The sequence below is a fragment of the Streptomyces colonosanans genome (assembly GCF_001866645.1).
Taxonomy (GTDB): Bacteria; Actinomycetota; Actinomycetes; order Streptomycetales; family Streptomycetaceae; genus Streptomyces; species Streptomyces colonosanans.
Window position 1 is genome coordinate 1 of sequence record NZ_MLYP01000023.1, and the last position, 22,567, is coordinate 22,567.

Here is a 22,567-nt window from a genome sequence, read left to right on the forward strand (position 1 = left end):
AGCGGGTACCACATCGCTGCGCGATGTGCAAACGAAGGCGGTCGCTGCGCTCCCGCTGGCCCGTGCGGAGCACGGGCGCCTCCCTCCGCTGCGCTCCAGGAGGTAGTGGGGCCGGCCGCTGCGCGCCCGGCTGACCGCGCGATGCGCGGCCGAGGCTGGCGGGGTGTCAGGTGCGGCTAGTGGGGCCTTGAGTAAGGGAGTTGGGGAGTGCTCCGCACTCCTGGGCGGGTCCGCTGCGCTCCCCCGCCTGACGGTCCTTCCGGCTGCACCTCCAGAACCTTGGGGCCCGCTGGCGCGGGCCGGGCTGGCTACGAGGGGTGGGGGTCGCTCGTTCGTGTGGGTTCCAATGTATCGCGTGCATCAGGTTGATGCAGCATGTACCGTTGGCGGAAACACGAGACACCCCCCAACCACCCGGACGGAGCGCGGCTTTGATGCAAGGTCAGCGCCGGAATTCGGTTCCCCCCAACTCACGCGAGGAATAAGGAATTGGGAAGCTGCGGACCCGAGCCACAGAACGGTACCTCAGATATCGGAAAGCCTAAATTCCGGCGTGCGGAGGTACCGGAGCCGAACGGCCCCCAAGGCCGGGCGGCGGAACCACCCACCGGGACCGGGCGCGCTTCCTCGCCTTTGGGCGTCACGGCCGGTACCACCCGAGACTCAGAGCCGCTGCTGCCGTCCACGACCCGCAGAGGGCCGACGAAGCCGCACGCGAAGCCGCGCGCGCCACGACGGGGTCCGGCCGGCGGGCTTTGGTACTGCTGCTGATGGGCTGATCCCACGGCGTGGCGGTGCTTGATCACGGCGAAGAGAACCGGTATCACGCGCGCGCGCTCTAGAGGCAAGAGCCGTACGTTTTCGCAGGTCAGAGAGTTGAGTTCGGAAAGATATGTCAGCCCTGGACTGACATATCTCGGTCGCGACGTCAGCCGGTCCTGACCGATCAACATCGTTTCGTGGCAGTAGTGCCACGAAACGGCGCACGGTGCGTCAGCGGGAGGTTCGGACCCGATCTGGAAGCGGAGGTCAGTCCAGGGCTGACGTACGGGTGACTTTCGTGTCGGCGCTGCCGCGTTTTGGTGGCACTACTGCCACGCTTCTCGGCTATGGTTCTGACACCACAACGATCAAGGAGGCAGCGACCCCATGAGCTCAGGGCCCCTGGACGGCAGCTCAGCGCCGAAGCTGCCCGGCGCCCCGTCCCGTCGGCGGCGGCGCCCGAAGCCGCCGCCCACCGCCTACAACCGGTCCTCCGGCCCCACCATCGAGCTGCCCGCCGGCCATGCCGCCCAGGTCTTCCCGGTCGGTTCCAGCACGGGGTTCATCGGCGAGGCGTTCTCCATGGACAGCCTGGAGTTCATGCGTTGGGCGGCCGTCCGCTACGACAGCGACCGGTTCGTGCTCGTGGTGCTGTTCCACCTGATGGGCTCCCAGAAGCCCGGTGGGCTGATCGAGGCCAAGCACGAGGACGTCGCTGAAGACCTCGGGTACAGCCGGCCTCACATCAGCCGCGTCTTCACCGTCCTGGAGGCCGACGGCGCGCTGCGCAGGCTCCAGCGGGGCCTGTACCAGCTCAACCCGGCCGCGTCGCTCAGGGGCGGTCTCAGGGAGCCGCGGAAGGGCGAGAAGAAGCGCTCCAAGGCGGGTATGGGCGACAGGGTGGAGCAGCTGGACCTGTTGCGCGAGATCATGGAGGACCCGGACGCGCCCGAAGCGTTCCGGGCGATGGCCGCTCCCGGCGCGAAACTGGAAGTGCGCAAGGAGTCGGATGGGGAAGGGAAGGCCACGTCATGACGTCCGCTGCCGAGGAATGGGTTCCGCGCCGCAACGTGCTGTGGGGCAGCTTCAACGGTCTCGCGTACGTGCCACGGCTGCCTCCCACCGCCTACACGCTGCTGCTGCACATGATGACCGAGCAGGAGCCGGGCGGCCTGGTCGTCGCCACGCACGACGAACTCGCGGCCGGCCTCGCGATGGAGCGCGGCATGATCAGCCGAGCCATGCCGCACCTGGTCGCCGCCCGGCTCGTCACCGTGGTCCGCCGCGGCCGCTTCCAACTCCACCCGATGATCGCCGCCTTCAACGACCCCCGCGAACAACAGCGCGCCGTCAAGGCGCTCCCCCGGGACATGCGCCTGGACGTCGGCGACTTCGAAGACGAGTACGAGCGTCGCTTCCAGCTCCACCTGGAAGAGAAGGCCCGCAAGGCCGAAGCCAAGGCCAAGGGCAACGTCACGCCCATCAACAAGACGACCCGCCTCAAGCGCGTCCACTGACCCGGCCGCCCGGCCGGGCAACACGGCGCTGCACCCCCCCGGGATGCTGTTGGTGAATTCGGCGCCTGGCGTGACGTCGGTCTTCAAGACCCGGTTGTGGTCTTGAAGACCGACGTTGTCGTTTGGGGTGGGTGTCGATGTCGATGCGTCCGATCGGGGACAGGGAGATCCCTGCTGAGACGGTGAGGGTGGCCAGGGCGGCGTTTCCGAAGGGGAGCCTGGCGATCCGGCTGCGGGACGAGCTGGGGGTGCTGTTCCGTGACGAGCAGTTCGCGGATCTGTTTCCGGCCCGGGGCAAGCCGGCGTGGTCACCGGGCAGGCTGGCGTTGGTGTCGGTGCTCCAGTTCACCGAGGGGCTCCCCGACCGGCAGGCGGCCCTGGCGGTGCGGGCCCGGATCGACTGGAAGTACGCGCTGGGCCTGGAACTGACCGATCCGGGCTTCGACTTCTCGGTGCTCAGCGAGTTCCGTGCCCGGCTGGTCGAGGCCGATGCCGGGCAGCAGATCTTCGACCGGGTCCTTGAAACGGCCCGGGAGGCCGGAGTCCTCAAGGCACCAGGCCGGGCCCGCACCGACTCCACGCACGTGCTGGCTTCGATCCGCTCGCTGAACCGACTGGAGTTCGTCATCGAGACCATGAGGGCCGCCCTCAACGCAGTCGCAGCTGCGGCCCCCGACTGGCTGACCGCTCTTGCCGACCCGGCATGGTTCGACCGGTATGCCACCCGGCCGGAGGACTACTGGCTGCCGTCGGGCCAGGGCAAACGAACCGAACTTGCGGAGCAGACCGGCTCGGACGGGATGCGCCTGCTCACGGACGTGCATACGCCCGACGCATTGGTCTGGCTGCGCGAGTTGCCCGCCGTCCAGGTCCTGCGACGGGTATGGGTGCAGCAGTACGTCGTCGGTCCGGAGGGCGAGGTGCGGTGGCGGGACCCAAAAGCCTGCCCGCCAGGCGCGTTACGCCTGGTCAGTCCCTATGACGCTGAGGCCCGCGCGAGCGTGAAGCGCGACATCAAATGGGACGGCTTCAAAGTCCATCTCACCGAGACCTGCGATCCGGACACGCCCCACCTGATCACGAACGTGCTGACCAGCGCCGCCACCGTCCAGGACATCAAGGCCACCGGCCTCATCCACGACACTCTGGCAGCCAAAGATCTGCTGCCGGGCGAGCACTTGCTGGACATGGGCTACATCGATGGGCCCAACATCGTCGCCGCCGCCCGCGACCACGGCGTCACCCTGACCGGCCCGATTCGGGATGAAGTCTCTGCCCAGGCCGCCGGCCCCTACAGCCAGTTCGCCTTCGCCGTGGACTGGGACGCAAGAACGGTGACCTGCCCGAACGGCAAGACTTCCCGCCAGTGGCGTGACGCCGTATCCATCCGCGATGCTCCGATCATCCGGATCGCCTTCTCGCCCACCGACTGTCGGCCTTGTCCCGCCCGCCCCGCGTGCCTCAGCTCCGACCGGGCCGTGAAACGGGAGATCACTATGCGACCCCGTGCGGAACGCGAGGCGATCCAGCAGGCCCGCGCCGCCCATGGGACACCCGAGTGGCGACAACGCTACGCAGCCCGAAATGGCATCGAGGGCACCATCTCCCACGCCGTCCACACGGCAGGCCTACGGAAAAGCCGCTACCGAGGACTCGCCAAGACCCGGCTCCAGCACCAGATCACCGCAGCCGCGATCAACCTCGCCCGCCTCGACGCCTGGACCGCAGGCCGGCCCCGGGCTCACACCCGGACCTCCCACCTGGCAGCACTTCGTCCCGCCGGATGAACTCCGACGGGACGAAGTGATCAAAGCCCCGAATTCACCAACAGCATCCCCCCCGGTGCAGCGCCTTCGTCGTACCCGCCCACGATCAAGCCGGTAGCACTGGCTAAACCGGGTTGTTCTGGTTCTCCAGAACAACCCACGACTTGCTGCAGCGGCGTCCGCTGCTACTGCGAGGCCGGCCTTGCTGTACGAGCAGCACCCATGTGCTGAGCGGGCCGTGCGAATGCTGCGCTGCCGCCGGAGCCACCGTGCAGCGGCCGGGCAGCACGACCAGGAGCACGAGCAGCACCAGGAGCGGCAGGAGGGCAGCGGGCTGCTGCTACACCTCGATGAAGGCGACGACGACCACGGTCTTCAATGCGGTCACCCAGTACACAAGCCGGACGCGTTCGACGTCGTCGACGTACTGGCGCAGCCGCGGGCCGCTGCTGTCGCCGGGGAGCGGTTCGCCGGCCTCGGGGTCGACGGAGATGACGACCAGGGCGCGGTCGAGGGCGTGCAGCTCGGCTTCGCTGGTGATGGCGTCCAGCTGCTTGGCGGCGGAGTCGGAGAACGCGATCCGCGCGCGGCGAGGGCCGTGCGGTGCGGGCATCAGGCGACGGCCGGGCGCTGGGCGGCGAGCCGGGCGAGGTGGGCCTCGCGCAGCTCTTCCCACGGCGTGCAGTCCTCCACCGCGGGCAGGCCGTTGGCGGCGATGTCCTCCAGGACGGCGGCAAGCTGGTCGGCGCTCTCGCGGGTCCGGGCCGCGTACGCGCGCAGTCCCTCGGCGGCGTCGGGCTCGAGCTGCTGCCGGGCGGCGGGGGCCGGCTGTTCGCTCATCGAGGGCCTCCAGGGCGCGAACGGGCGTGTGTCACCACGGTATCGGCCACACGGCGGCCGTGGGACCGCTCCGCTTCACTCGGGCACGGAGGGGGCGGCCGCGGCTCCTTCGACCTTGGCACACCAGGGTTCGCCGGCGCACTTGCCTCCGAGGCCGGGATCGGCGCAGGTGCACTCCGGCTCGCGCTCCGTGACCTGCGTGATGCGGTAGAGGCCCGGGGTCATCTTGTCGATGCGCAGCTTCTGGACCTTCGCTGTGGCTTCTTGGATCGAAGCGGCGTGGGTGGTGTAGATCAGGGTGGTGGCGCCCGGGTGGGACGGGTCGGTGCACCGCGCCACGACCTGGTAGTCGTGTTTCGTGATCGTTCCTGCCGGGCTGTTGGTGGTCACCTCGGGAATTCTTCCGCACACGCCGGGCTGCCGGGGACGGATCGCGGCGGTTACGTTCTGTACGGATCGCGTCCGCCCGGCAGCATGATCAGCACTGTTACGTTCCCCCCGGATTTTCGGCTCTGGAGGGGGTCTCAGCAGCCGCCGGACCCTGCAAAACGGATATAACGGGCGCTCATTGGGGGCGGCGTGACAGTTTTCGAGGGCGGCGTGACACCCGTGTCACGCTCACTCTCCGTCAGCGTGACACGGGTTCTGGGCTGTTGCGGCCGGGGTCAGCGGGCGTCGGGACGGGCACGGGCGAGGAAGACGGCGAGCGCGCCGGCGGCTTCGGGCTCGGTGGTGGCGAGGCGGGCCGCGAACGCCAGCTGGTCGACGTCGGCGCCGGGGACCAGGCGGGCGAGTTCGGCGAGCAGCGCGGCGTGGGCGAGGACCGGCGGCGGCAGGAGACCGTTGGCTTCCTCGCGGGCGGCCGGGTCGCGGTAGTGCCCGAGGTGCGCGGCCAGGGCGTGGGCGAGCCAGGCGTCGACGTCGGCCTGGACGTAGCCGCCGGCTCGCCGGGTGAGTTCGTCGCGGGCAGCTTCGTCACCGTCGCGGGGCTCGGTCTGCTTCAGGGTGCCGTGGTCGCGCAGCGCCTGGAGCTCGTCGGCGCGGGCCGCGATGCGGGCGGCTTCGCGCAGCTCGGCCTCACGGGCGGCGGCGGCCGCGGCTTCGGCGGCGAGTTCAGCGCGGACGACGTCGTCGGTGTCCGGGTCGTAGAGGGTGCCCGCCGGTGCGGCGGCGAGCAGCTGGTCGATGCGCTGCCACTCCGCGAGCTCCGCCGGGCCGCGGATGTCGCCGGCCAGGTCCTCGTGCCGGGACGCCTGCCGCGTGTCGAACCGCGCGTCCTCGAGGGCTGCCGCGACGGCGGCGGCGTCCATGCCCTTCGCCCTGCGCCGTACGACGCGGCGGCCGATGCGGGCCGGGTCGGCTGGCTCGCGGGGCGCGGCGTGGCGCGGGGCGAGCGGACGGCGGGCGGTGCGCCGGGGCGGCCAGGGCGTGGTCATCGTCGGCCTCAATTCGTGGTGGTGATTCGAAAGCGGGCCGCCGCCAGAGCGCTGTACGGCGACCCACCGGATACGTTCTAGCAGGTCTGGAATTCGGCTGGGTCAGAACAGGAACTCAACTTTCGAGACGTGCGTGAAATCTGCACGCAGGCCAACGGCACGGGTGCCCCATTCCGTGAAATACGACTCGGTGATGGCCTCAGCGACGATCGGATGCAGGTCCTTCTCCGTCGCACCGGCCTCCTGGAGCTCCAGGATCTGCTTCGCGTAGGTGGGCGAGATCGCCGTGGTGATGCTCCGCTCGCGGCCGTCGTCCGAGCTGCCCGTGCAGGCGAATCCGAAGTACGCCGTCACCTCCACCATCATCCCGCTGGTGGTGGAAGCCTGTTCGCGTGCACGTGCTCTGACCTGCGGTTGCCACTCGGATTCAGTCGCCTCCACCAGGGCGGCCCGGAGCCGTTTCTGTGGCTTCTTCAGCTTCCCGGCGCGGTAGCGCTCGATCGTGCGCGTCGAGGTGCCCACACGCTCCGCCAGGCTCCTCGCTGACTCCTTCGCCCGCGTGAGGAGGAATTTCACCTGTGCATTTGCGGATTTCGGCGCGGGCCGGGTGAAGACCTTCCGCTCCGCCTGCGCGAGGGCCTCCAGGATCTTGCCACGGCGCGGGGCCGGCTGCTGCTGTTCGTCATCGCTCATGCGACAAGTCGGCCATCGCAGCCCTGTGGACAGAGGCCGTCGTCCGCGCAGGTGGCCCGGGTGCGGTCGGCTTCCGTACGTACGGTGGGAGCTATGACGACGTCCTCCGCCCCCGAGGCGGTGCCGGTACCCATCCGCGTGCTGCTGCCCGGGGACCAGGAGGTCGTCGCCCACCTGTGGTCCCGGCGCCAGACGCCCGACGGCTGGCGGTACGAGGTCGGCCTACCGGCGTACCGCAACGGCCCTGGGGACTCGGTGGAGCCTGCCGAGTAGCGGGTCTGGGTGCGCGCTCCGGACCACGTGCGGCCCGTGGACGGCGCCTCGTACGACGCCGTGCCCACCGAGTACCTGAAGCGGCCCTCGCCCGTCCAGGAGGCGCTGGGGCCGCGGCGTCCGGCCGGCTGGGTGCTGGCGAAGGCCGGCGGCCGCAGTCCCGGCCGGGGCGGTGTCGTGCACGCCGTTGACTGCGAAGAGGCGCCGGCCGGGGCGCCGGTGCTGACGCTGGAGCGGGCCCTGGACGCAGCCGAGAAGCCGGGAGTGCGGCTGTGCTCGCTGTGCGGCGCCGCCGCCGAGCTGGATCCCGTCCTCCAGGGCTTCGACCACGGCTTCGAAGAGACCTGAGCGGCAGGTCAGCGGCGGGCGACGGTGTAACCGGCGTCGTTGACAGCGCGGGTCCACACGTCGCGGTCGAACCACTTGGTGATGTCGGGCTGCAGCTCGGTGATGGTGCGCATCCTCGCTTCCCAGTCGTGTCCGGCCGGGCCGCGGCTGCCGTCGCAGCCGGTGCAGCCGTCCTCGCCGTGGATGTGGCCGGCCATCCAGGCGTTCACGGCGACGTTGATGATGACCGCGTACAGGTCGCCGCCGGTCTGGGCCAGGGAGTCCGGCACCCCGGCGAGGACCAGGGCGAGCTCGGGGTTGTCGATCGGCGGCATCGGGGCCTGCCCGACACCCTTCTCGCTGCTGCTCTCCTCGTAGGAGGACTGGCTCTGCGCGAGGCGGTCGGCGAGGGCGGCGGCGTCGAAGTACCGCCAGGCAGAGCGCGTCTGGATCCCGAGCCGTTCGGACACGGTGCTGATGTTCTTCTCGATCGTGTCCTCAACCGTCGCAGGCGCGAGCGTCACCCCCCGGTGGGCCAGCTCCGTGAGCGTCTGGGCAACGGCTTCCTTGAACGCCTTCGTGTTCCGCACGACTGCATCGTAGGCGCGCTGGAGCAGGCGCCGGACGGCTTCACTCGCATCGGCCCCGCAGGAACGCGCAGCACAGGGGGAGTTGTCAGTGGCTGCTGCCACCATCCGGTCATGCCTCTCGTCACCCGGGAGCGAGCGCGCTCATGAACATCCGGCCCCCCGCGGATGCGCGAGCGAGCCCGGACCATCGGTCCGGGCTCGCGGGCTGTTCGGGGCGCGGCTGCTACAGGTCGAACTCGAGGTGCTCGATGTCCGTGAACCGGACCTCCTCCAGGGAGCCGGCGCGGCGGCCGTTGTCCTGGAAGTAGACCTCCTTGAGCGCTTCGGCGGCGATCTCCTGGAGTTGCTGGTCGGTGGCGCCGGCGTCCTGGGCGTCGAAGAGGCGGGCCGCGTACTGCGGAGGCAGGGCGACGGTCAGGTGCCGGATGCGGTCCTGGTCCGTCGACCCGATCGGCGCGGTGTAGCCCATGCGGGCGCGGGTGTCGATGACGATGCCGCCGGTCGTGGCCGCCTTCTGCCGGGCCTTGGCCCGGATCTGTGGCTGCCAGCGCTTCTTCACCTCGCGCTCCAGGCGTGCGGCGAGATCGGCACGGGGCTTTTTGATCTGGTCCTTCACGTACCGCTCGACGGTGCGCTGGGAGATGCGCAGCATCTGGGCGACCGCCTTGGTGCTCTTGAGCTGCTTGACCAGGTACCGCATCTGCGCGCCCGCGCTCTTGGGCGCCGGGCGGGTGAACGCCTTCTGCACCGCGGCCTCCAGGCCGTCCCCGAACAGGCTCATCGTGGCCTACTCCTACTCTCCGTTGTCGACGTCGGTGACGGTGCCGTCCTTGATGTACCGGGCCAAGTTGAGCTCCGGCGCGTCGAACCGCTCGCGGACTTCCTCGCCCCACAGCACGGTCTGGGTGCCCTCGTGCTTGACCAGGCCGGGGTTGACGCCGAGCTTGAAGCCGCCGGGCAGCGGCTTGCCCTCCCGGTAGGGCAGGAAGTCCAGCGGGCTCGGTCCGTTCGAGGCGTAGACGACGCAGTCGGACAGGATCGCGATGGGGTACTGCCCGGTGAACGCCGCGTGCTTGACGATCTTGCGATGCAGGTTGATGCGGGTGCGGGAGATGACCGCCGCCCGGATGTCCGGACGCCACGTCGGGCGGGACAGGGCACGCCACGGCTCGCCCGGCCGCCAGCCCTCCCCGCGCGGGCGCTCGCGCAGCTTGCCCAGGCCGCCCTTCACCGTCGCCTTGACCGCCGACACGACGATCGCCAGCTCCGGGTCGCGGGCCTTGTAGCCGTCCATCGCCGCGAGGAAGTCGGCCGGGGCAAGGTCGGCGTCGACGCCGAGGTCGGTCATCGTGGCGAGGTAGGCGTCACGCAGCCGGTTGTACCAGCCGTCCAGGTAGCGGCCGTTCTCATGGCGCACCCACGCCTCGATCGGGCGCACCTCGTAGCCGAGTTCCTGGGCGTACGCCACGGTCGGCGTCGCGTACCAGGCCGGGCCGGTCGGGCGCTCGCCCTTCGGCGTGAACGGGGAGGGCAGCAGGCTGCCGTCCAGCTCCACCCACTCCTTGCCGACCTTCACCCGGGACAGGTCGACGTGGGACAGGTCGACGAGCCACGAGCCGGGCAGCTTCGGGTCGAACACGGGGGCCTGGACGTGCGTCGCGGCGCCAAGGCCGACGTTCAAGCCGTTCGCGCCGGCCGCAAAGGCCATGTTGACGTCAATGCCGACCAGGTGTCGCAGGGTGCACTCGGCATCCGTCATGGGCCGCGCCCAGTCGTACGCCTCCTCGAACAGCTTCTCGCCGGGGCCGCGGACGTGGAACCGAGGCAGGTCCTTAAGTACCGGGTGGCCGTCGGGTGCCTCGCACGGCGCCGGGTCGACCGGGTCCTTGCCCAGGGAGCCAGGGTTGTGCTCGGAGTGCCGCTTGCCGTCGGCGTCCGGCTCGGAGGCCCGGGTCGCCGGGTGCAGCGCGGTCATCAGCTCCAGGCCGGTCACGGCGGTCGATCCGCGCGGCGTCATCACCCGCGAGGCGTACACGCCCAGGAGCCGGGCGAGTTCGGCCGGCGGGAGCTGTCCGGCCGCGCCCCAGTGGCGGGTGTCCAGCGCGTTCCACGATGGGATGCACAGCTGGACGCAGGCCCGCTCCGAACCGTGCGCGGGGCGGTAGATCCGCGCCCACGGCCCGAAGCCGCGCTTCGTCAGCTTCCACTCCGCGCGGACCAGCTGCTTGATGACCTTGTGGCCCTCCGGGATGCGCCCGGCGAGCCGCTCCTCCTGTGTGAGCGTGGCCGGGAGACCGTAGCGCTCCAGCGCGGCCTGGGTGAGCACGAGCAGCGGGTCGGCGTCCTTGCCGGGGCCGGAGAGCTTCGGCGCCCCGAGCTTCGCCTCCTTGAGCGTCCAGTCCACCAGGGACGGAAGGGACTTGGCGGGCACGTCCAGGACCAGGCCGCCGGTGCAGTACGCCAGCACCTCCCCGTCGGCGTCGACGTCCAGGACCGCCAGCGGGCCGTTCGCGAACCGCGGGTCGGTGCCGCCCGCCGGGGTACCGGCCGGGGCCGCCTTCCGCGCGCCGGGACGGCGCGACGTCGACGTGGTCCTGGTGGTGCTCGCCGGGCGGGGCGCGGCGGCCGGAGCAGCGGCGACGGGGGCCGGGACGGGGGTCAGGGTGTTCTCGGTTGCAGTCATGGCCGCAGCCTCGGGGGCCGGTCCTGTGGACAGAGTCTCGGCTTCCGCCGGGGCGGGCGCGACGGTGAACGTGGCGGGCACCGGGGCGGGGTAGAGCTCCGCGAGCTGCTTGAGCAGTCGCGCGTACGCCTCACGCTCGGGGCCGCGCGGCTCGGTCGGCTTCTTCGTCGACTCCCAGGCGGACACCGTGGCCCGGCGCACCTTCAGCGCGCCGGCGACTTCGTCCAGCGTCAGGCCGTGCGCGGTGCGCAGCCGCTTGCGCTCCTCCGCCGATGGCAGCGGAGAGCGGGACGCAACCAGCGCGTCGACCGCGTCGAACATCTCGGACATGGAACACCTCCTGACCCACACTCTACCCCATGGACCGTAAGACTGGCGTACTTTTACCGTACGAATACCGTACAAGCCTCCTCGTGAGGGAGGCGACGTTTGGCGCTGACGTTCCGCGATGGGGCTGTCTCCTCATGCTGGCAGTTCTGCTGAACTACTTGGAATAGAAGTAGACATGAGTTGCTTGAGCTGCTTAAGATCGAAGCGAAAGTCAGCGGAAGGCCCCTGGGGCCGCGAGGGCAGGAGATCGTATGGCCACGCTCAGCATCCACTTCGACCCCGCCGTCATCGCTCGGCTCACGAGTGCGAGCGGCGACGACACCATCCACGTCACCCTGTCGCTCGGTGGCGGATCCGACGGCGCAACGGCCTCGCCGGTCATCCCGCACGGGCCGCTCGCCGCTCTGATGCAGGCCGGCCTGCTGAAGCCGGACACCGTCCTCACCTTCCACCAGCGCCGCGCCAACCGGTCGGGCCGCGCGGTCGTGACCGCCGACGGCCAGCTCATCGTCGACGGCCACCCCTCGCCCTTCCCCTCCCCGTCAAAGGCAGCGGAAGCCGTCACGGGCAACGTCATCAACGGCTGGACCCTGTGGCACGCGCCCGACGGATCCACCCTGGACCAGCTGCGCCAGAAGCTGGACACCCAGTAGGAGGCCGCGGCCGTTCCGACCCGCTGAGTGTCATGCGCGGGCCGGAAAGGACGCAGGTCGGACAGAAGAGCTCGAACGCGGCCGGGAGACGTTGGTGGAGAAGCACGGCGAGCTGCTCGCCGAGGTGATCGTGCAGCTGACGGGGGGCGCGGTGGCGCAGGAGCACCCGGTGGTGGTGTTCGTGGCCGGGCAGGCCGGCAGCGGTAAGACGCTCGTGATGGACCTGGTGCACAGCGCTCTTGAGCAGCGGGGTGGTGCGGTGCGCGTGGACCGGGACGGCTACAAGACCCTCCACCCGCACTACAGCACCTTCCTGACGGAGGACGTACGGACGGCCGGGGTGCGGGTGCGGCCGGAGACCTACCGCTGGCAGGCCGAGGTCGAAGCCCGCGCCCGCAGCCGCCGGTTCGACGTCGTGGCGGAGGAGGCCCTGGCCGACCCGGCCGGGTGGCTGGCCACGCTCGCCGTCTACCGCGCGGCCGGCTACCGGGTCGAGGTGGTGGCCCTGGCCGTGCCGGAGGCCGTGTCCCAGCTCGGTGTGCTCGACCGGTACCTGCGCTTGGCCGAGGAGGGCCGGGCCCGGTATGTGGGGTGGGACAACCACGACGCCTGCGCGGCCGCGCTGCCCACGGCCCTGGCAGAGATCGAGGCCGGGCATCTGGCCGACCGGGTCGTCGTCGTCCGCCGCGCCGGCGAGGTCCTGTACGCCAACGAGCTTGAGCCCGAGGGCCGCTGGCGGCAGCCGGCCGGTGCGCGCGAGGCGCTGCTGGGCGAGCGGTTACGTCCGTGGAGTGCGGCAGAGACCGGTGTCTTCCGCCGCCAGCTCGCCGATGCCGACCGGCGGGCGCACGATCCGCGGCTGCCCGAGGACTGGGCACTGGCGGTACGGCGTGACGGCGAGCGTGCCGCCGCGCTGGCCGAGCCGCTGCGGCGCGGTGCGCAGGCCCGCCGGGAAGCACCGGGCGTCGACTACCACCGGCTGTCTGCAGAGGAACACCGCTGGATCTTCGACGCGCTGATCGCCCCGACCCTCCTGGAGGACATCACGCCGCAGGAACGGCCGGTCGCGGTGTACGTGATGGGTCAGCCCGGCTCCGGCAAGACCAGCCAGGCCCGGGTGCTGCGCCGGGCCCTGCGCGGTCGGCCCACCCGCATCAGCGGCGACGACTTCAAGGCGTCGCACCCGGACTACTACGACCTGCTGCGCGAGGAGCCGCGTACAGCTGGCGACCGCATCCGGGCGGACTACCGGGCCTGGCAGGCCATGGCTGAGGCAGCTGTACGGGAGCGGCGTGGGGATGTGACGATCGAGATCGCCCCCGGCAGCGTGGCCGGCTTTGTGGAGGGAGCGATGGCCTACCGGCGGGCGGGCTACCGGGTGGAACTGGTGGTGCTGGCCGTACGGGCGGCGGACTCCCGGCAGGGCACCGCGGTGCGCTGCGCCGACGTGAACCGGCTGGGCGGCCACGGCCGCTTCACCACCGCGGCCGGGCACGACCACCACTTCGCCGTGCTCGCCGAGGCGGTGGCCGAGGCCGAGCAGGAAGCGGTGGCTGACTCCGTCATGGTGTGGGGGCGCGACGGCACTGTCCTCTACCGCAACGACCTCACCCCTCAGGGCTCCTGGGCACAGCCGGCAGGGGCCGTGAAGGCGCTGCTCGCCGAGCAGAGGCGCCCTTACACCTCGCGGGAGGCGGCACGCTTCTGGGCCCTCCAGCGCCGCCTGCGCGCCGAGCTCCCGCACTACCGCCACGACATCGAGCAGATCGCCCGCCTGGCGCGGGCGCTGATGCCCGCTCACCTCCAGCCGCGGCGGCTTCCCGGACCCACGGCCGTGGCCGCCCTCCCTCTGCCCCGGGCTCGCGACGACGACGGCTACGGGCCGGTGGCCTCGAGCTCCTTCAGCCGGGCCGCGTAGGACGCGGTGATACGGGCGGTCTCCTCTGCGTCGGCTTCCTCCAGCCGCGCCCGGTCGCGCACGCACTCCTGCCGCCGGGCGAGCAAGTGCTCCAGCCGCTCCGGATCGGAGTGGGGCGCACGGCGCTCGGCCAGGATTGCCCGGCTGTACCAGGCCATCACCTCTTCCACCACGTCGGCGGGGGCCTGCGGGCTGACCCCATCGGCTGGCTCGGAGGAACTGGAGGGGGATGCCGGATCGTGCACGGGAACCAACCTTCACGGAAAGACGACAAAAGGATCATTGTCGGTCGTGGCCGATATTCAGTCCACCACCAGCGTGCACCGGACGTACCGACCGGAGTGACCGCCACTCGCCACCGGGCGGCATAAGTTGGGACGCAGACGATCACCTGTGGGGGGACTATGGCCGACAACCTGCGTGCGCTGTTCAGCTCCAACGACCCGTCGGCGTTCGATGTCTCGGAGGCGTTCACCGACCGCAACAGCCAGTGGGTCCTGGTGGCTGCCGCTCTGGAGGAGCACCTGCGCCGCGTCGCTGACGGGGCCTTCGACGTGGAGGATCTCGAAGCGCCCCGCACCAACGTGATTGTCTTCCACGGGGTGGGCGGGGTCGGGAAGTCGACGCTGCTCCGCAAGATCGAGGCCGCGCTCACCGCCGCCGAGCACCGTCCCGAGCAGTGGGGCGCGCCCACCTGGACCGAGCGGGTCCTGCCCATCCGGATCGATCTGTCCCGGGCGGCGTCGACCGGATCCGACTTCGAGCGGGTCATCCTGACGATCCGCCTCGCGCTCGCCGGGGCCCTGGATCGCACGGTGCCGTCCTTCGACGTGGCACTGCGGCACTACTGGGAACACGTGCACCCCGGTGAGCCGTTGGACGAGTACATCCGGCGTTCCGGGCTGGCGGGCCGCTTCTCCAACCTGCTGCCCGGACAGCTGCAGGCCGGAGTCGGTGAGGTCGCCGCCGCTCTGGCGCTGCCCGGCCTGGTTGGCTCCGCGGCCGGCCAGCTCACTACCGCGCTCGTGTCGGCGCTGCGTGAACGCCATGAGCGTGCCCGCGCCCTGGCCGGCGCGACCCGGACGGCGGCTCTGCTGGAGGCCACGCCTGATCTGGATGCGCTGTCCTACTACCCGCACCTGTTGGCCTGGGACCTGAACCAGCTGCCCGCGAAGAAGCGGCTCACCCCGGTGGTCCTGCTGGACACCTTCGAGGACACCGCCGATCGCCACCGGGACTTCGAGCGGCTGCTGCAGCGCCTGGTTTGGCTCCTGCCCAACGTCTTCTTCGTCATCGGCGGCCGCAGCCGCCTGCAGTGGGCCGACCCGGCACTCCACGGCCAGCTCGACTGGACCGGCCCCGCCGCCTGGCCCGGCCTGGCAGCTGCTCCTTCTTCCCTGACGGTCCCGCAGCCCCGGGCAGCCGGCTCCGGCGCCCGGCAGTTCCTGATCGGTGACCTCTCCCCCGAGGACTGCGAGGCCCACCTCGCCCGCCGCCTGGTCCAGGACGGCCAGCCCCTCATCGGTGCTGACATCCGCGCGGCGATCACCGCCCGGTCCCACGGTCTGCCCCTCCACCTCGACCTTGCCGTCTCCCGCTTCCTGGAGATCCGCCGCACTGGCCGCACGCCCACCGCGGCCGACTTCGACTGCACTTTCCCCGCCCTCCTCGCCCGCACCCTGTCCGACCTCACCCCCGAGGAACGGCACCTGCTGCGCAGCGTGTCCCTGCTGGACGCCTTCGACCTCGACCTGGCCACCCGAACGGCCGGCCTCGGCCAGCAGGCCTTGGCCCGGCGCCTGGTCGAGCGGCCCCTGGTCACCGAGGACCCGTACGCGCTGTGGCCCTACCACCTGCACCGCGCGATCCGCAGCGCCGTACGCGATGACGAACACAGCGACGACCGCTGGACCCCGGCCGACTGGCATCAGGCCGCCGCCCGCGCCCTGGCCGCCCTCGGAGACCAGTGGACGCAGGCCGCGGCTCTCGCCCCCAGCCGTATGGTCCTCGTCGCGTGCCTTCGCCAGGGCCTGCGCCTGGCCCGCGACCACCGTCTGACCAGCCTGGGCTGGCTGATCGAGGCCGCCTTCGCCTACACCGACGACTCCGTCTGGGAACCCCTCACCCCGCCTGCCGTCGGCACCGAGGCGCCGGGCACTGCGGCCGATGCCGTGGTCGAGCTGCTCACCGCAATCGCCCGCCGCCAGCGCGAGCACCGCCAGCGCACCGCCGACCGCCTCACCGCCGTCCTGGACACGGGACTGTTGCCCGCCGAGCTGACCGAGATGGCCCTCTACTACCGGGCCAAGGCCCACAAGGACCTCAGCCAGAACGACGCCGCCCGCACCGGGATGCAGCAGGTCGCCGACGCCGAGGGCCGCCTCGCCGTCAAGGCCCGTCGGGCGCTCGCCAACCTGGCCCGCCTCGCCGGCGACTTCCCCAGCGCCCTGGCCACCGTCCCCACCTTGGGCTGGAAGGGCCGCCACCACCGCGTCCTCGGCGACATCCACTGGTCGCACGCCGACACCGCGGCCGCCGTCGCCGCCTTCGAAGACGGCCGTGCCGAAGCCGAACAGCACGGCGCCACAGGCGAGCGCGCCATGATGCAGGTCCGTCTCGCCCTGGCCGTCTCCTTCGCCGACCCCGATCGATCCGCCGACGAGCTCGCCCTCGCCCACCAGCTCCTCGACGGCCTCGACCAGCGCTCCAACACCCTCCTCGCCCAGGTCGTCGCCCTGATCAAGGACGCCGGAACCGGCGACGTCACGGCTCGCGCCGAGAGCCTGCGAACCGACATCGAGGCCGCGGGGCTCCCCTTCCTCTACCGGTTCGTGGAGCTTGCCCTCGCCTTCCACCACGCCGTCCGCGGCGAGACCCAGGATCTGGCCGCCACCATCAGCCGGCTCCGCGCGCTCACCGTCACCGGCGACTTCGCCTACTTCACCGACATCGCCCATTTCATGGCCGGACTACCCTTGCCAGGCCCCACCGCCACCCGGTGGGTCAGTGGCGAGCAGGCTGTTCGCGACCGCTGGCACCGCCTCGTCCATGACCGCCGGACTCATCTCGGCCGGTAGCTCCCCAAGGCTCCGCTGCGCGGGAGGAGTCACTTCTGGATGACGCGGCCGTTCTTGCCGCGATGGCGGTCGTGCAGCTTGTCCAGGACGTCGGCGAGGACGGACATGGTCTCGGGCTCGGCATGCGCGATCTGGTCCGTGACGGCGAGAGCCTGCAATGTGGGGGCCAGCTGGTTCAGCAACGTCAGTGCGTCGGGCAGCGAGGCAGCGTAGACGGTCTGCGTCTGCTCCGCCCCCTCCAGATCGAACAGGAACGAGGGCTCCTCGGGACGCGCCCACACCGTCAGCGTCAGCGGGACCATGTACACCTCGCCCGCCCCGGTCCAGACGGTGTACCCGGCGGCCTTGATCGCTTCGCTGTAGTCGCGCCACTCGTCCTCCTGCTCCGCGACTGCGTCCTGAGCAAGGCTCCATTGGCCTGCCTTGAGAACCCACGCCTGGCGATGCCGGTCGGCCTCGTGTGCCGGGATGTCGCTCACCTACGCCCCCTCTGATGGTCCGTGTCCCACAGTTCTAGCGGCATGTCCCCAGGGCGTACTGGACAACGGCTGATCTCACATGCCCGAGAGACGGCCGGTTCAACGGCCCTGACACGCGCGCGGCCCCCAGCCAAGGCATCTGGCTGGGGGCTTCGGAGCGAAACTGGAGGGACTGTTCGGCGCGTCAGCCGGCGTCGGGGCGCCGACCAATCAGCTGGGTGAGCAGCTCGATGATCTGGGCCTGGTTCCGGTCGATCTTCTTGTCGAGAGCTTCGACCTTCTGGTCCAGGTTGCCGATCTGGAGGCGTACTGCGGTGAGGTCGGACTTGATGATCCCGAACTCGCGGTCGTGCTTCTCCGCGACCTCCTCGAAGCGCCGGGTCAGGGCAGCGAGCTCGCTGTGAGCGATGGGGTCCTCGGGCACGCGGGTACTCCTGCCAGATCACAAAAACCGCAGATAAGAGGGCTCCACGATAGCGCGCCCGTATTGCGCCTTGTCCTCGTTCAACAGTGCCGCTGCTGCCTGCCGTCAGTCACTCCGGCCCATGGCTGGCTGATCATCTCGCTGACACGACATCACCCTGCGTGGCAGGGTCAGTGGTGATCGGTTACGACAGGCGGAGGGGGCTTCCGTGGAGGCACGGATGTGGAATGGGCTGGTCGGCGTCGCGAAGGAGACGTACACCGCCTCGCTGGGCGAGGGGGTCGTGCCGCGCCCGCTGATGATGCCGCTGGTGCGCGGTGAGCTGGTCGGGCTGATCTGGGTCCGCCCGCTCAGGGTCGGCCAGGACGCGCTCGCCGGGATCGCGGAGCTCGCGAACATCGCCGCGGCGGCCGGTGCGGACGAGGTGGTCCTCGCCTGGGAGACCCATGACGTTGCCACCGCCTGCGAGCTGCCGATCGTCGGCCCGGCGCCGTGCCTCAACATGGTGCTCGCCACCCCGGGCGGGCACGTCCTGCACCAGTTCCCGTACAGCGAGCAGCTCCTGTCCCGCAGCCCCGAGGGCTGGGCGTCGGTCGCCCCCGACTGGAGGCCGGCCCCCGCGCCGCAGTCCGGCGGCGAGCTGGTGCCGCCGATTCAGGCCGCGGTGAACTTCTCCTTCACCTCGATTGAGCTGGACCACCCCGACCCGTTCGGCGTCACCGTCGTGCTGATGGAAGAGGACGGCTACCGCATCAGCCTGACCGAAGCGTTCGCCCGCTGAGCCTGCGCAGACGAGAGGACCGAAGCCGTGGCTCGCAGCCTTGACGACGATGCGCCCCGCCGGATCAGCGACGCCGATGAACACCTGAGTGCCGAACAACGGCAGGCAGAAGCCGATGAACACGCCTCACTGCGCAAGCTGAGGCACAGCGTGAAGCAGACGGAGCGGGACCTGGTGCGGCGAAGGAGAAGGGTCCGCACGATGGGCATGGCCCTGGCCGTGGCCGGCGGCGCGGTCCTGACGGGCCTGATACGGACCGTGCTGGCCTGGGACTCCCCCTCACGGTTCCTCCCGGTCGACATCGCCTGCGCAGTGCTGGCCCTGGTCTCCGGCGTGGCCGCCTGGGGCGCCGCGCCTCCCCGCGGCCAGCTGAGCCTGGCCAAGCTGGAGGACATGCTCGCGACCAACCGTGAGGCCCTCCGGTTCCTCAGCGCGCTCATCCACCCGACGCTGAAGGAGCGGCGCAGCCTCTACCGCGAGGACGTGGCTGGGGTAATCGAGCAGCACCGGACGGACAGCCGCAAGTACCGGCTCATCCACAACACGCTGCAGAACCTCATCATGATCGGGGCCGCGTCCACGACCACCGTCGCCGCCCTGGACACCCGCAACCAGTTCACCTGGCAGAACATCACGATCGTCGCCATCGGCTTCACCGTCACGCTGGCAGCCGCCTTCACCGGCTACTACAAGTACCGCGAGCGCAGCTACTTCCTGCTCCAGACCGCCGACGCCATCGAGGAAGAGGCCAACGCCTTCACCCTTGGCGTCGGCCCCTACAGCGACTTCGACGCCGACCAGGACCAGCAGGCGCTGAAGCTGTTCACCCAGCGGGTCGAAGAACACCGCAACGAGCAGCGGCGCCGCCAGCAACAACTGGACCAGCCCGCCGACCAGGCCGCGCCGACCGGCCAGCCGGCAGCCTGACGGCGGGACGCCTACCGGCGCCAGCCGCCCCGCCCCACCGGCGGCCCGGGCACAAGCCCGGCGCAGCGCGGCGGCCTCGGCCGTCACGGCTCGCTTGGTCGGCACGCCTTGCACAGCCGGTAGTCCCGTCCTCCGCGCGGTCCGATGTTCGCGGCGGTCCACTGACGGGCCCTGGCTGGGTTCACGATGTAGAGCCGCAGGTGGGGGCTGTACCTCTCCTCTGCTTCCGGACTGTTGTAGTCGTGGTGCTCGTGCGCCCACTTCTGCAAGGCCCGGTCGTACGCCTCCCCGTGCGGGCGTACGTGGTCGGTGGGCATCTGACGGCGAACGTGGGCGCAGGTCGTCCGGTGCAGGTAGCTGCCGATGGCGGTGTAGCTGAACTGCTCGGGGTCCTGGTAGCAGGCCCACGAGTAGTCGGCGCCGTCCAGGACCTGGTCGAACATCGGCTGGGCCTCCAGACACATGGCGCACCGCCCGCACGGGCCTTCGGGCTCCTGTGTCACGTCCGGCTTGCGGTAGTTGGGGTCCCACGGGTCCAGTTGGCTGGTCACGCCTGTCTCCTTCACGCCGTCTCCGCCAGTGCCTGGGGAGCCATCCCGCCGGAGGCTACGCCCGCCCGCTCGGCCCGTGCCCGCCGCAGCGCGGCCGCGTGGGACGCGTCGGCCTCCCGCCGCCGTTCGGCACGGGCCTGCTCGACCGGCGCCGGCGCCTCGTCCGGGACGACGTCGGTCTCGGGGAACGCGCGGCGGCTGAGGTCGCGCATGGCCCGGCTCTGCCGCTCGATCGCCTCGGTAATGCCCGGGTCGACCCGCTGCACGGGCGCGACGGCCTGGTGCGCGGCGAGCGCGCGGTGGAAGCCGGGCGAGGCCATCTCGCGGGTCTCCACCGGCGTCTCGGGCCCGGCCGCCGCTGCCGGAGCGGCGACGGCCTCGCGGGGCGCCGGGGCCGGGGCGCCCACGGGCAGGACACGGACGCCGCGCACTGCCTGGGTGCCGGCCGCCGCGTTCGCCGCGGCGACGATCCGGGAGCTGGTCAGGCGCAGCTGCGTGGCGTACACGGACGAGTCCGGGCGCAGGTCCAGCTGGCCCGTCTCGGCGTGGAAGGCGACCGCGGCAACGTGCACGGCCAGCTTCGGGGAGAGGCCTGCTGCGATGTCCGGCCACTGGTCCAGGATGGTTCCGCCGGCGGCCGGGACGTCCCAGGCCCGGTCGGCCATCAGGCCCTGGAGCACGGCGGCGAACCCGGTCGGCTCCCGGCCGTCACGCCGCGCCGGCGTCCCGGTCCGGCGCTTGGCCTTGCGGGTGCCGCCCTCGCCGCGGGCCTTGGCGGCCTCGCGCGCCTGGTGCAGCGCGACCCGGGCCAGGTCGACGCCCGTCGGCTCCGGGGCCGGCTGCTCGCTGCTGGTGGTGGTGGTGTTCAGGGTCTCGGTCATCACGGCCTCCTACCGGCGTCCGACGGTCATCAGCGAGCTGCTGCTGGCCAGCTTGCGAGCGCGCTGCACCAGGTCAGCGCCGAAGATGTGCACGGCGGCGGCCGGGCCGAGGGCGTCGTAGGTGCTCATGACGAGCGTGGTGTCGCCCGCCATGAACTCGCCCCACCCGGTGGCCTGCATGTCCGTCCGGTCCTGCTCGCTCAGGTCCTCGACCCCGCCCAGCTCGGGCAGCGCCTCGTACTGGCCCGACGGCTGGGTCTTGGGGGCGAACGCCTCAGCGACCATGCGGCGGACCGCCATGCTGCGCGGGGCCTGCCAGGCGCCCTCCCACTCCTGGTGGCGGGCCTTTTCCGCGCGCCGGGAGTCCCGGTACGCCTGAACAGCGCGCTCGCGGCCCTCCTCGGTCGGCCACAGCGCCAGTGCACCGGCCAGCCGCCCGGCGAGGAACCCGGACGGGCGGTGGACAATGCCCGGGGCATCCGCACAGTCCAGGAACGCGATCACCTGGTCAGCCGTCCAGCCCGCGTCGGAGACGTCCTTGAGGATCCAGGCGATCCGGGGCACCGAGGCCCGGCCCATCCACGGCACCTGGCGGATCAGCTCCGAGGCCAGCTGGAAACGGCGCCCGACGCTGTTGAGCTTCCGGCGGCCGCGCTTGGTCTTCTTCGGGGTGGGGGAATCGCTCTGCCCGCTTGCGAGCTTGCTCTCAGGGGGGAAGGAAGTAGTTCCCGCAGAAGAAACACTGCGGGAACTACCCCCCATTGGGGTGCAACGGGCCTCATCCGGAACAGCCGTCACACCACCCTGCTCAGCACCTTTGCGGGCACCCTTCGCCGGGGCCTTCGAGACCGGCTTCGCCCGCCGCTTGCGGACCTTGCGGGCCGCCTTCTTCGCCAGCGCCGCCATCAGCTCCCGGCTGGCCTCCGCGATCCCCGTCATCCGCCGCCCGGTGCCCTCACCGGCCGTACGGACGCCCAGCGCCACGTCGAACTCCACCGGCACCATCCGCGCGAACTCAGACGCCTGCGCGGCCGCACCGCGCACTCGGGTGCCCCGCACGACGTACGCGAGCAGCCCGGCCTCCCGCAGCATCCCCAGGTGGTACTCCACCGACCGCTCCGACAGCCCGGTCCGCCGCACCAGGTACTCGATCCCCGGACGGCACGGGAACAGTTCCGCGAGCTCCTGGGCGACCCGCAGCGTCGTCGCCCCGAAGGAGCGCGGCCCGTGCGACCGGTACCGGCGCGGCTTGTACAGCCCGGACCCGGCGACCCAGTGGACCGCCTGCATCCACGAGTAGCCGTCCAGCGCGATCCGGCCCGTCGACGTCGACAGCCACTGGCCCGCCTCCGACACGAACAGCGTCGCGGGCAGCACGCAGACCCCGTCGCCGTCGACCGACGGACGCGCGGGAGGAATCAGCACGGCGGCCGGCGCCGCCGTGCTGCTCATCGGCCCACCGTCCCGGCCGGGGTGGTGGAGATCGCCTGTGTCGTCATCAGGCTGGTGTACACGCCAAAGCGGACACCCCCCTCAGCAGGCAAAACACGCGCTTCGAGATCCATCCGCCGACCCTGCACCAGACGGCCTGTGGACAGAGCCCGCCCAGCGCGGATCACCCCCGGCGCTCCCGCACGGCGGGCAAGAATCTTGGAAACC

The 22,567-nt window shown here is 71.1% G+C and carries 22 protein-coding genes and 1 pseudogene; 9 read left to right on the plus strand and 14 right to left on the minus strand.

Translation table 11 applies throughout. From position 1 onward, the window contains the following. Positions 1 to 1,149 precede the first annotated feature (1,149 nt). The 3 genes from BIV24_RS08805 (at position 1,150) to BIV24_RS08815 (ending at position 4,066) form a co-directional block, all read left to right on the plus strand. Positions 1,150 to 1,797, plus strand: a complete 648-nt coding sequence (locus BIV24_RS08805) for a helix-turn-helix domain-containing protein (protein WP_071365642.1) — start codon at positions 1,150 to 1,152, stop codon at positions 1,795 to 1,797. Further along, positions 1,794 to 2,279, plus strand: a complete 486-nt coding sequence (locus BIV24_RS08810) for a hypothetical protein (RefSeq protein ID WP_071365643.1) — start codon at positions 1,794 to 1,796, stop codon at positions 2,277 to 2,279. The genes BIV24_RS08805 and BIV24_RS08810 overlap by 4 nt, the downstream gene beginning before the upstream one ends. A 137-nt stretch (positions 2,280 to 2,416) precedes the next feature. Beyond that, on the plus strand, positions 2,417 to 4,066 hold the full coding sequence (locus tag BIV24_RS08815; RefSeq protein WP_071365644.1) for an IS1182 family transposase: 1,650 nt from the start codon (positions 2,417 to 2,419) through the stop codon (positions 4,064 to 4,066). Positions 4,067 to 4,385: 319 nt separating this feature from the next. Here BIV24_RS08815 and BIV24_RS08820 read toward each other — a convergent pair whose 3' ends face one another. The 5 genes from BIV24_RS08820 to tpg (BIV24_RS08840) form a co-directional block, all read right to left on the minus strand. Further along, positions 4,386 to 4,658 carry a hypothetical protein gene (locus BIV24_RS08820; RefSeq protein WP_071365645.1) on the minus strand — a complete coding sequence of 91 codons (273 nt, stop codon included), beginning with the start codon at positions 4,656 to 4,658 and terminating at the stop codon, positions 4,386 to 4,388. After that, positions 4,658 to 4,885: a hypothetical protein gene (locus BIV24_RS08825; RefSeq protein WP_071365646.1), complete on the minus strand. Its 228-nt coding sequence runs from the start codon at positions 4,883 to 4,885 to the stop codon at positions 4,658 to 4,660. The genes BIV24_RS08820 and BIV24_RS08825 overlap by 1 nt, the downstream gene beginning before the upstream one ends. 75 nt (positions 4,886 to 4,960) lie before the next feature. Continuing rightward, positions 4,961 to 5,275 carry a hypothetical protein gene (locus tag BIV24_RS08830; protein WP_071365647.1) on the minus strand — a complete coding sequence of 105 codons (315 nt, stop codon included), beginning with the start codon at positions 5,273 to 5,275 and terminating at the stop codon, positions 4,961 to 4,963. Positions 5,276 to 5,550: 275 nt separating this feature from the next. Beyond that, entirely contained in the window at positions 5,551 to 6,321 is a 771-nt protein-coding gene (locus BIV24_RS08835) for a hypothetical protein (protein WP_071365648.1), read from the minus strand. Between the two features lie 102 nt (positions 6,322 to 6,423). Continuing rightward, positions 6,424 to 7,014: a telomere-protecting terminal protein Tpg gene (gene tpg / locus BIV24_RS08840; protein ID WP_071365649.1), complete on the minus strand. Its 591-nt coding sequence runs from the start codon at positions 7,012 to 7,014 to the stop codon at positions 6,424 to 6,426. A 93-nt stretch (positions 7,015 to 7,107) separates the two neighbouring features. Between tpg (BIV24_RS08840) and BIV24_RS08845 the strand changes: the two are divergent. Continuing rightward, positions 7,108 to 7,635: pseudogene (locus tag BIV24_RS08845) on the plus strand (DUF6233 domain-containing protein). Positions 7,636 to 7,643: 8 nt separating this feature from the next. Here the strand turns inward: BIV24_RS08845 and BIV24_RS08850 are convergent. From BIV24_RS08850 to tap, 3 genes are all read right to left on the minus strand, one after another. Further along, a complete protein-coding gene (locus BIV24_RS08850; RefSeq protein ID WP_245766710.1) occupies positions 7,644 to 8,204 on the minus strand; it encodes a hypothetical protein in 561 nt (186 codons plus the stop codon). 223 nt (positions 8,205 to 8,427) lie between these two features. Then, positions 8,428 to 8,985: a telomere-protecting terminal protein Tpg gene (gene tpg / locus BIV24_RS08855; RefSeq protein ID WP_071365650.1), complete on the minus strand. Its 558-nt coding sequence runs from the start codon at positions 8,983 to 8,985 to the stop codon at positions 8,428 to 8,430. 12 nt (positions 8,986 to 8,997) lie between these two features. Continuing rightward, positions 8,998 to 11,217: a telomere-associated protein Tap gene (gene tap, locus BIV24_RS08860; protein WP_071365651.1), complete on the minus strand. Its 2,220-nt coding sequence runs from the start codon at positions 11,215 to 11,217 to the stop codon at positions 8,998 to 9,000. Positions 11,218 to 11,468: 251 nt separating this feature from the next. Between tap and BIV24_RS08865 the strand changes: the two genes are divergently transcribed. Next, a complete protein-coding gene (locus tag BIV24_RS08865) occupies positions 11,469 to 11,870 on the plus strand; it encodes a restriction system modified-DNA reader domain-containing protein (RefSeq protein ID WP_071365652.1) in 402 nt (133 codons plus the stop codon). Positions 11,871 to 11,964: 94 nt separating this feature from the next. Further along, positions 11,965 to 13,788, plus strand: coding sequence for a zeta toxin family protein (locus tag BIV24_RS08870; protein ID WP_245766711.1), 1,824 nt, complete (start codon positions 11,965 to 11,967; stop codon positions 13,786 to 13,788). Here BIV24_RS08870 and BIV24_RS08875 read toward each other — a convergent pair. After that, positions 13,746 to 14,033: a hypothetical protein gene (locus BIV24_RS08875; protein ID WP_071365654.1), complete on the minus strand. Its 288-nt coding sequence runs from the start codon at positions 14,031 to 14,033 to the stop codon at positions 13,746 to 13,748. The two genes, BIV24_RS08870 and BIV24_RS08875, sit on opposite strands and share 43 nt — an antisense overlap. Before the next feature lie 159 nt (positions 14,034 to 14,192). On the opposite strand from BIV24_RS08875, the gene BIV24_RS34235 reads away from it, so the two are divergent. Then, on the plus strand, positions 14,193 to 16,865 hold the full coding sequence (locus BIV24_RS34235) for an ATP/GTP-binding protein (RefSeq protein ID WP_071365655.1): 2,673 nt from the start codon (positions 14,193 to 14,195) through the stop codon (positions 16,863 to 16,865). 29 nt (positions 16,866 to 16,894) lie between these two features. On the opposite strand, the gene BIV24_RS08885 is transcribed toward BIV24_RS34235, so the two are convergent. Together BIV24_RS08885 and BIV24_RS08890 are read right to left on the minus strand one after the other, a co-directional pair. Continuing rightward, entirely contained in the window at positions 16,895 to 17,344 is a 450-nt protein-coding gene (locus BIV24_RS08885; protein ID WP_071365656.1) for a hypothetical protein, read from the minus strand. A gap of 184 nt (positions 17,345 to 17,528) precedes the next feature. Next, the gene (locus tag BIV24_RS08890) at positions 17,529 to 17,768 is read right to left on the minus strand and encodes a hypothetical protein (RefSeq protein ID WP_071365657.1); all 240 of its coding nucleotides are present in this window, start codon (positions 17,766 to 17,768) and stop codon (positions 17,529 to 17,531) included. 220 nt (positions 17,769 to 17,988) lie between these two features. On the opposite strand from BIV24_RS08890, the gene BIV24_RS08895 reads away from it, so the two are divergent. Both BIV24_RS08895 and BIV24_RS35140 read left to right on the plus strand, forming a co-directional pair. Next, complete coding sequence (locus tag BIV24_RS08895; protein WP_107459301.1) at positions 17,989 to 18,549, plus strand: hypothetical protein; 561 nt, start codon at positions 17,989 to 17,991, stop codon at positions 18,547 to 18,549. Between the two features lie 27 nt (positions 18,550 to 18,576). Continuing rightward, positions 18,577 to 19,476: a DUF4231 domain-containing protein gene (locus BIV24_RS35140; protein ID WP_245766712.1), complete on the plus strand. Its 900-nt coding sequence runs from the start codon at positions 18,577 to 18,579 to the stop codon at positions 19,474 to 19,476. Between the two features lie 83 nt (positions 19,477 to 19,559). Here the strand turns inward: BIV24_RS35140 and BIV24_RS08905 are convergent, their stop codons facing one another. From BIV24_RS08905 to BIV24_RS08915, 3 genes are read right to left on the minus strand one after another with little or no spacing between them, the layout of a single operon-like run. Continuing rightward, positions 19,560 to 20,027: a hypothetical protein gene (locus BIV24_RS08905; RefSeq protein WP_071365659.1), complete on the minus strand. Its 468-nt coding sequence runs from the start codon at positions 20,025 to 20,027 to the stop codon at positions 19,560 to 19,562. Positions 20,028 to 20,038: 11 nt separating this feature from the next. After that, a complete protein-coding gene (locus BIV24_RS08910) occupies positions 20,039 to 20,908 on the minus strand; it encodes a DciA family protein (protein ID WP_071365660.1) in 870 nt (289 codons plus the stop codon). Positions 20,909 to 20,917: 9 nt separating this feature from the next. Further along, on the minus strand, positions 20,918 to 22,360 hold the full coding sequence (locus BIV24_RS08915; protein ID WP_079168097.1) for a helix-turn-helix domain-containing protein: 1,443 nt from the start codon (positions 22,358 to 22,360) through the stop codon (positions 20,918 to 20,920). Between the last annotated feature and the right edge of the window lie 207 nt (positions 22,361 to 22,567).

What these genes read in the sequence shown, in the direction of transcription:
- BIV24_RS34235 (WP_071365655.1), top strand. Translation starts at nt 14,193, where the DNA reads ATGGCCGACAACCTGCGTGCGCTGTTCAGCTCCAACGACCCGTCGGCG.
- BIV24_RS08835 (WP_071365648.1), bottom strand. Translation starts at nt 6,321, where the DNA reads ATGACCACGCCCTGGCCGCCCCGGCGCACCGCCCGCCGTCCGCTCGCC.
- BIV24_RS08820 (WP_071365645.1), bottom strand. Translation starts at nt 4,658, where the DNA reads ATGCCCGCACCGCACGGCCCTCGCCGCGCGCGGATCGCGTTCTCCGAC.
- tap (WP_071365651.1), bottom strand. Translation starts at nt 11,217, where the DNA reads ATGTCCGAGATGTTCGACGCGGTCGACGCGCTGGTTGCGTCCCGCTCT.
- BIV24_RS08810 (WP_071365643.1), top strand. Translation starts at nt 1,794, where the DNA reads ATGACGTCCGCTGCCGAGGAATGGGTTCCGCGCCGCAACGTGCTGTGG.
- BIV24_RS08825 (WP_071365646.1), bottom strand. Translation starts at nt 4,885, where the DNA reads ATGAGCGAACAGCCGGCCCCCGCCGCCCGGCAGCAGCTCGAGCCCGAC.
- BIV24_RS08915 (WP_079168097.1), bottom strand. Translation starts at nt 22,360, where the DNA reads ATGAGCAGCACGGCGGCGCCGGCCGCCGTGCTGATTCCTCCCGCGCGT.
- BIV24_RS08865 (WP_071365652.1), top strand. Translation starts at nt 11,469, where the DNA reads ATGGCCACGCTCAGCATCCACTTCGACCCCGCCGTCATCGCTCGGCTC.
- tpg (WP_071365650.1), bottom strand. Translation starts at nt 8,985, where the DNA reads ATGAGCCTGTTCGGGGACGGCCTGGAGGCCGCGGTGCAGAAGGCGTTC.
- BIV24_RS08910 (WP_071365660.1), bottom strand. Translation starts at nt 20,908, where the DNA reads ATGACCGAGACCCTGAACACCACCACCACCAGCAGCGAGCAGCCGGCC.
- BIV24_RS08815 (WP_071365644.1), top strand. Translation starts at nt 2,417, where the DNA reads ATGTCGATGCGTCCGATCGGGGACAGGGAGATCCCTGCTGAGACGGTG.
- BIV24_RS08895 (WP_107459301.1), top strand. Translation starts at nt 17,989, where the DNA reads ATGTGGAATGGGCTGGTCGGCGTCGCGAAGGAGACGTACACCGCCTCG.
- tpg (WP_071365649.1), bottom strand. Translation starts at nt 7,014, where the DNA reads ATGAGCGATGACGAACAGCAGCAGCCGGCCCCGCGCCGTGGCAAGATC.
- BIV24_RS08805 (WP_071365642.1), top strand. Translation starts at nt 1,150, where the DNA reads ATGAGCTCAGGGCCCCTGGACGGCAGCTCAGCGCCGAAGCTGCCCGGC.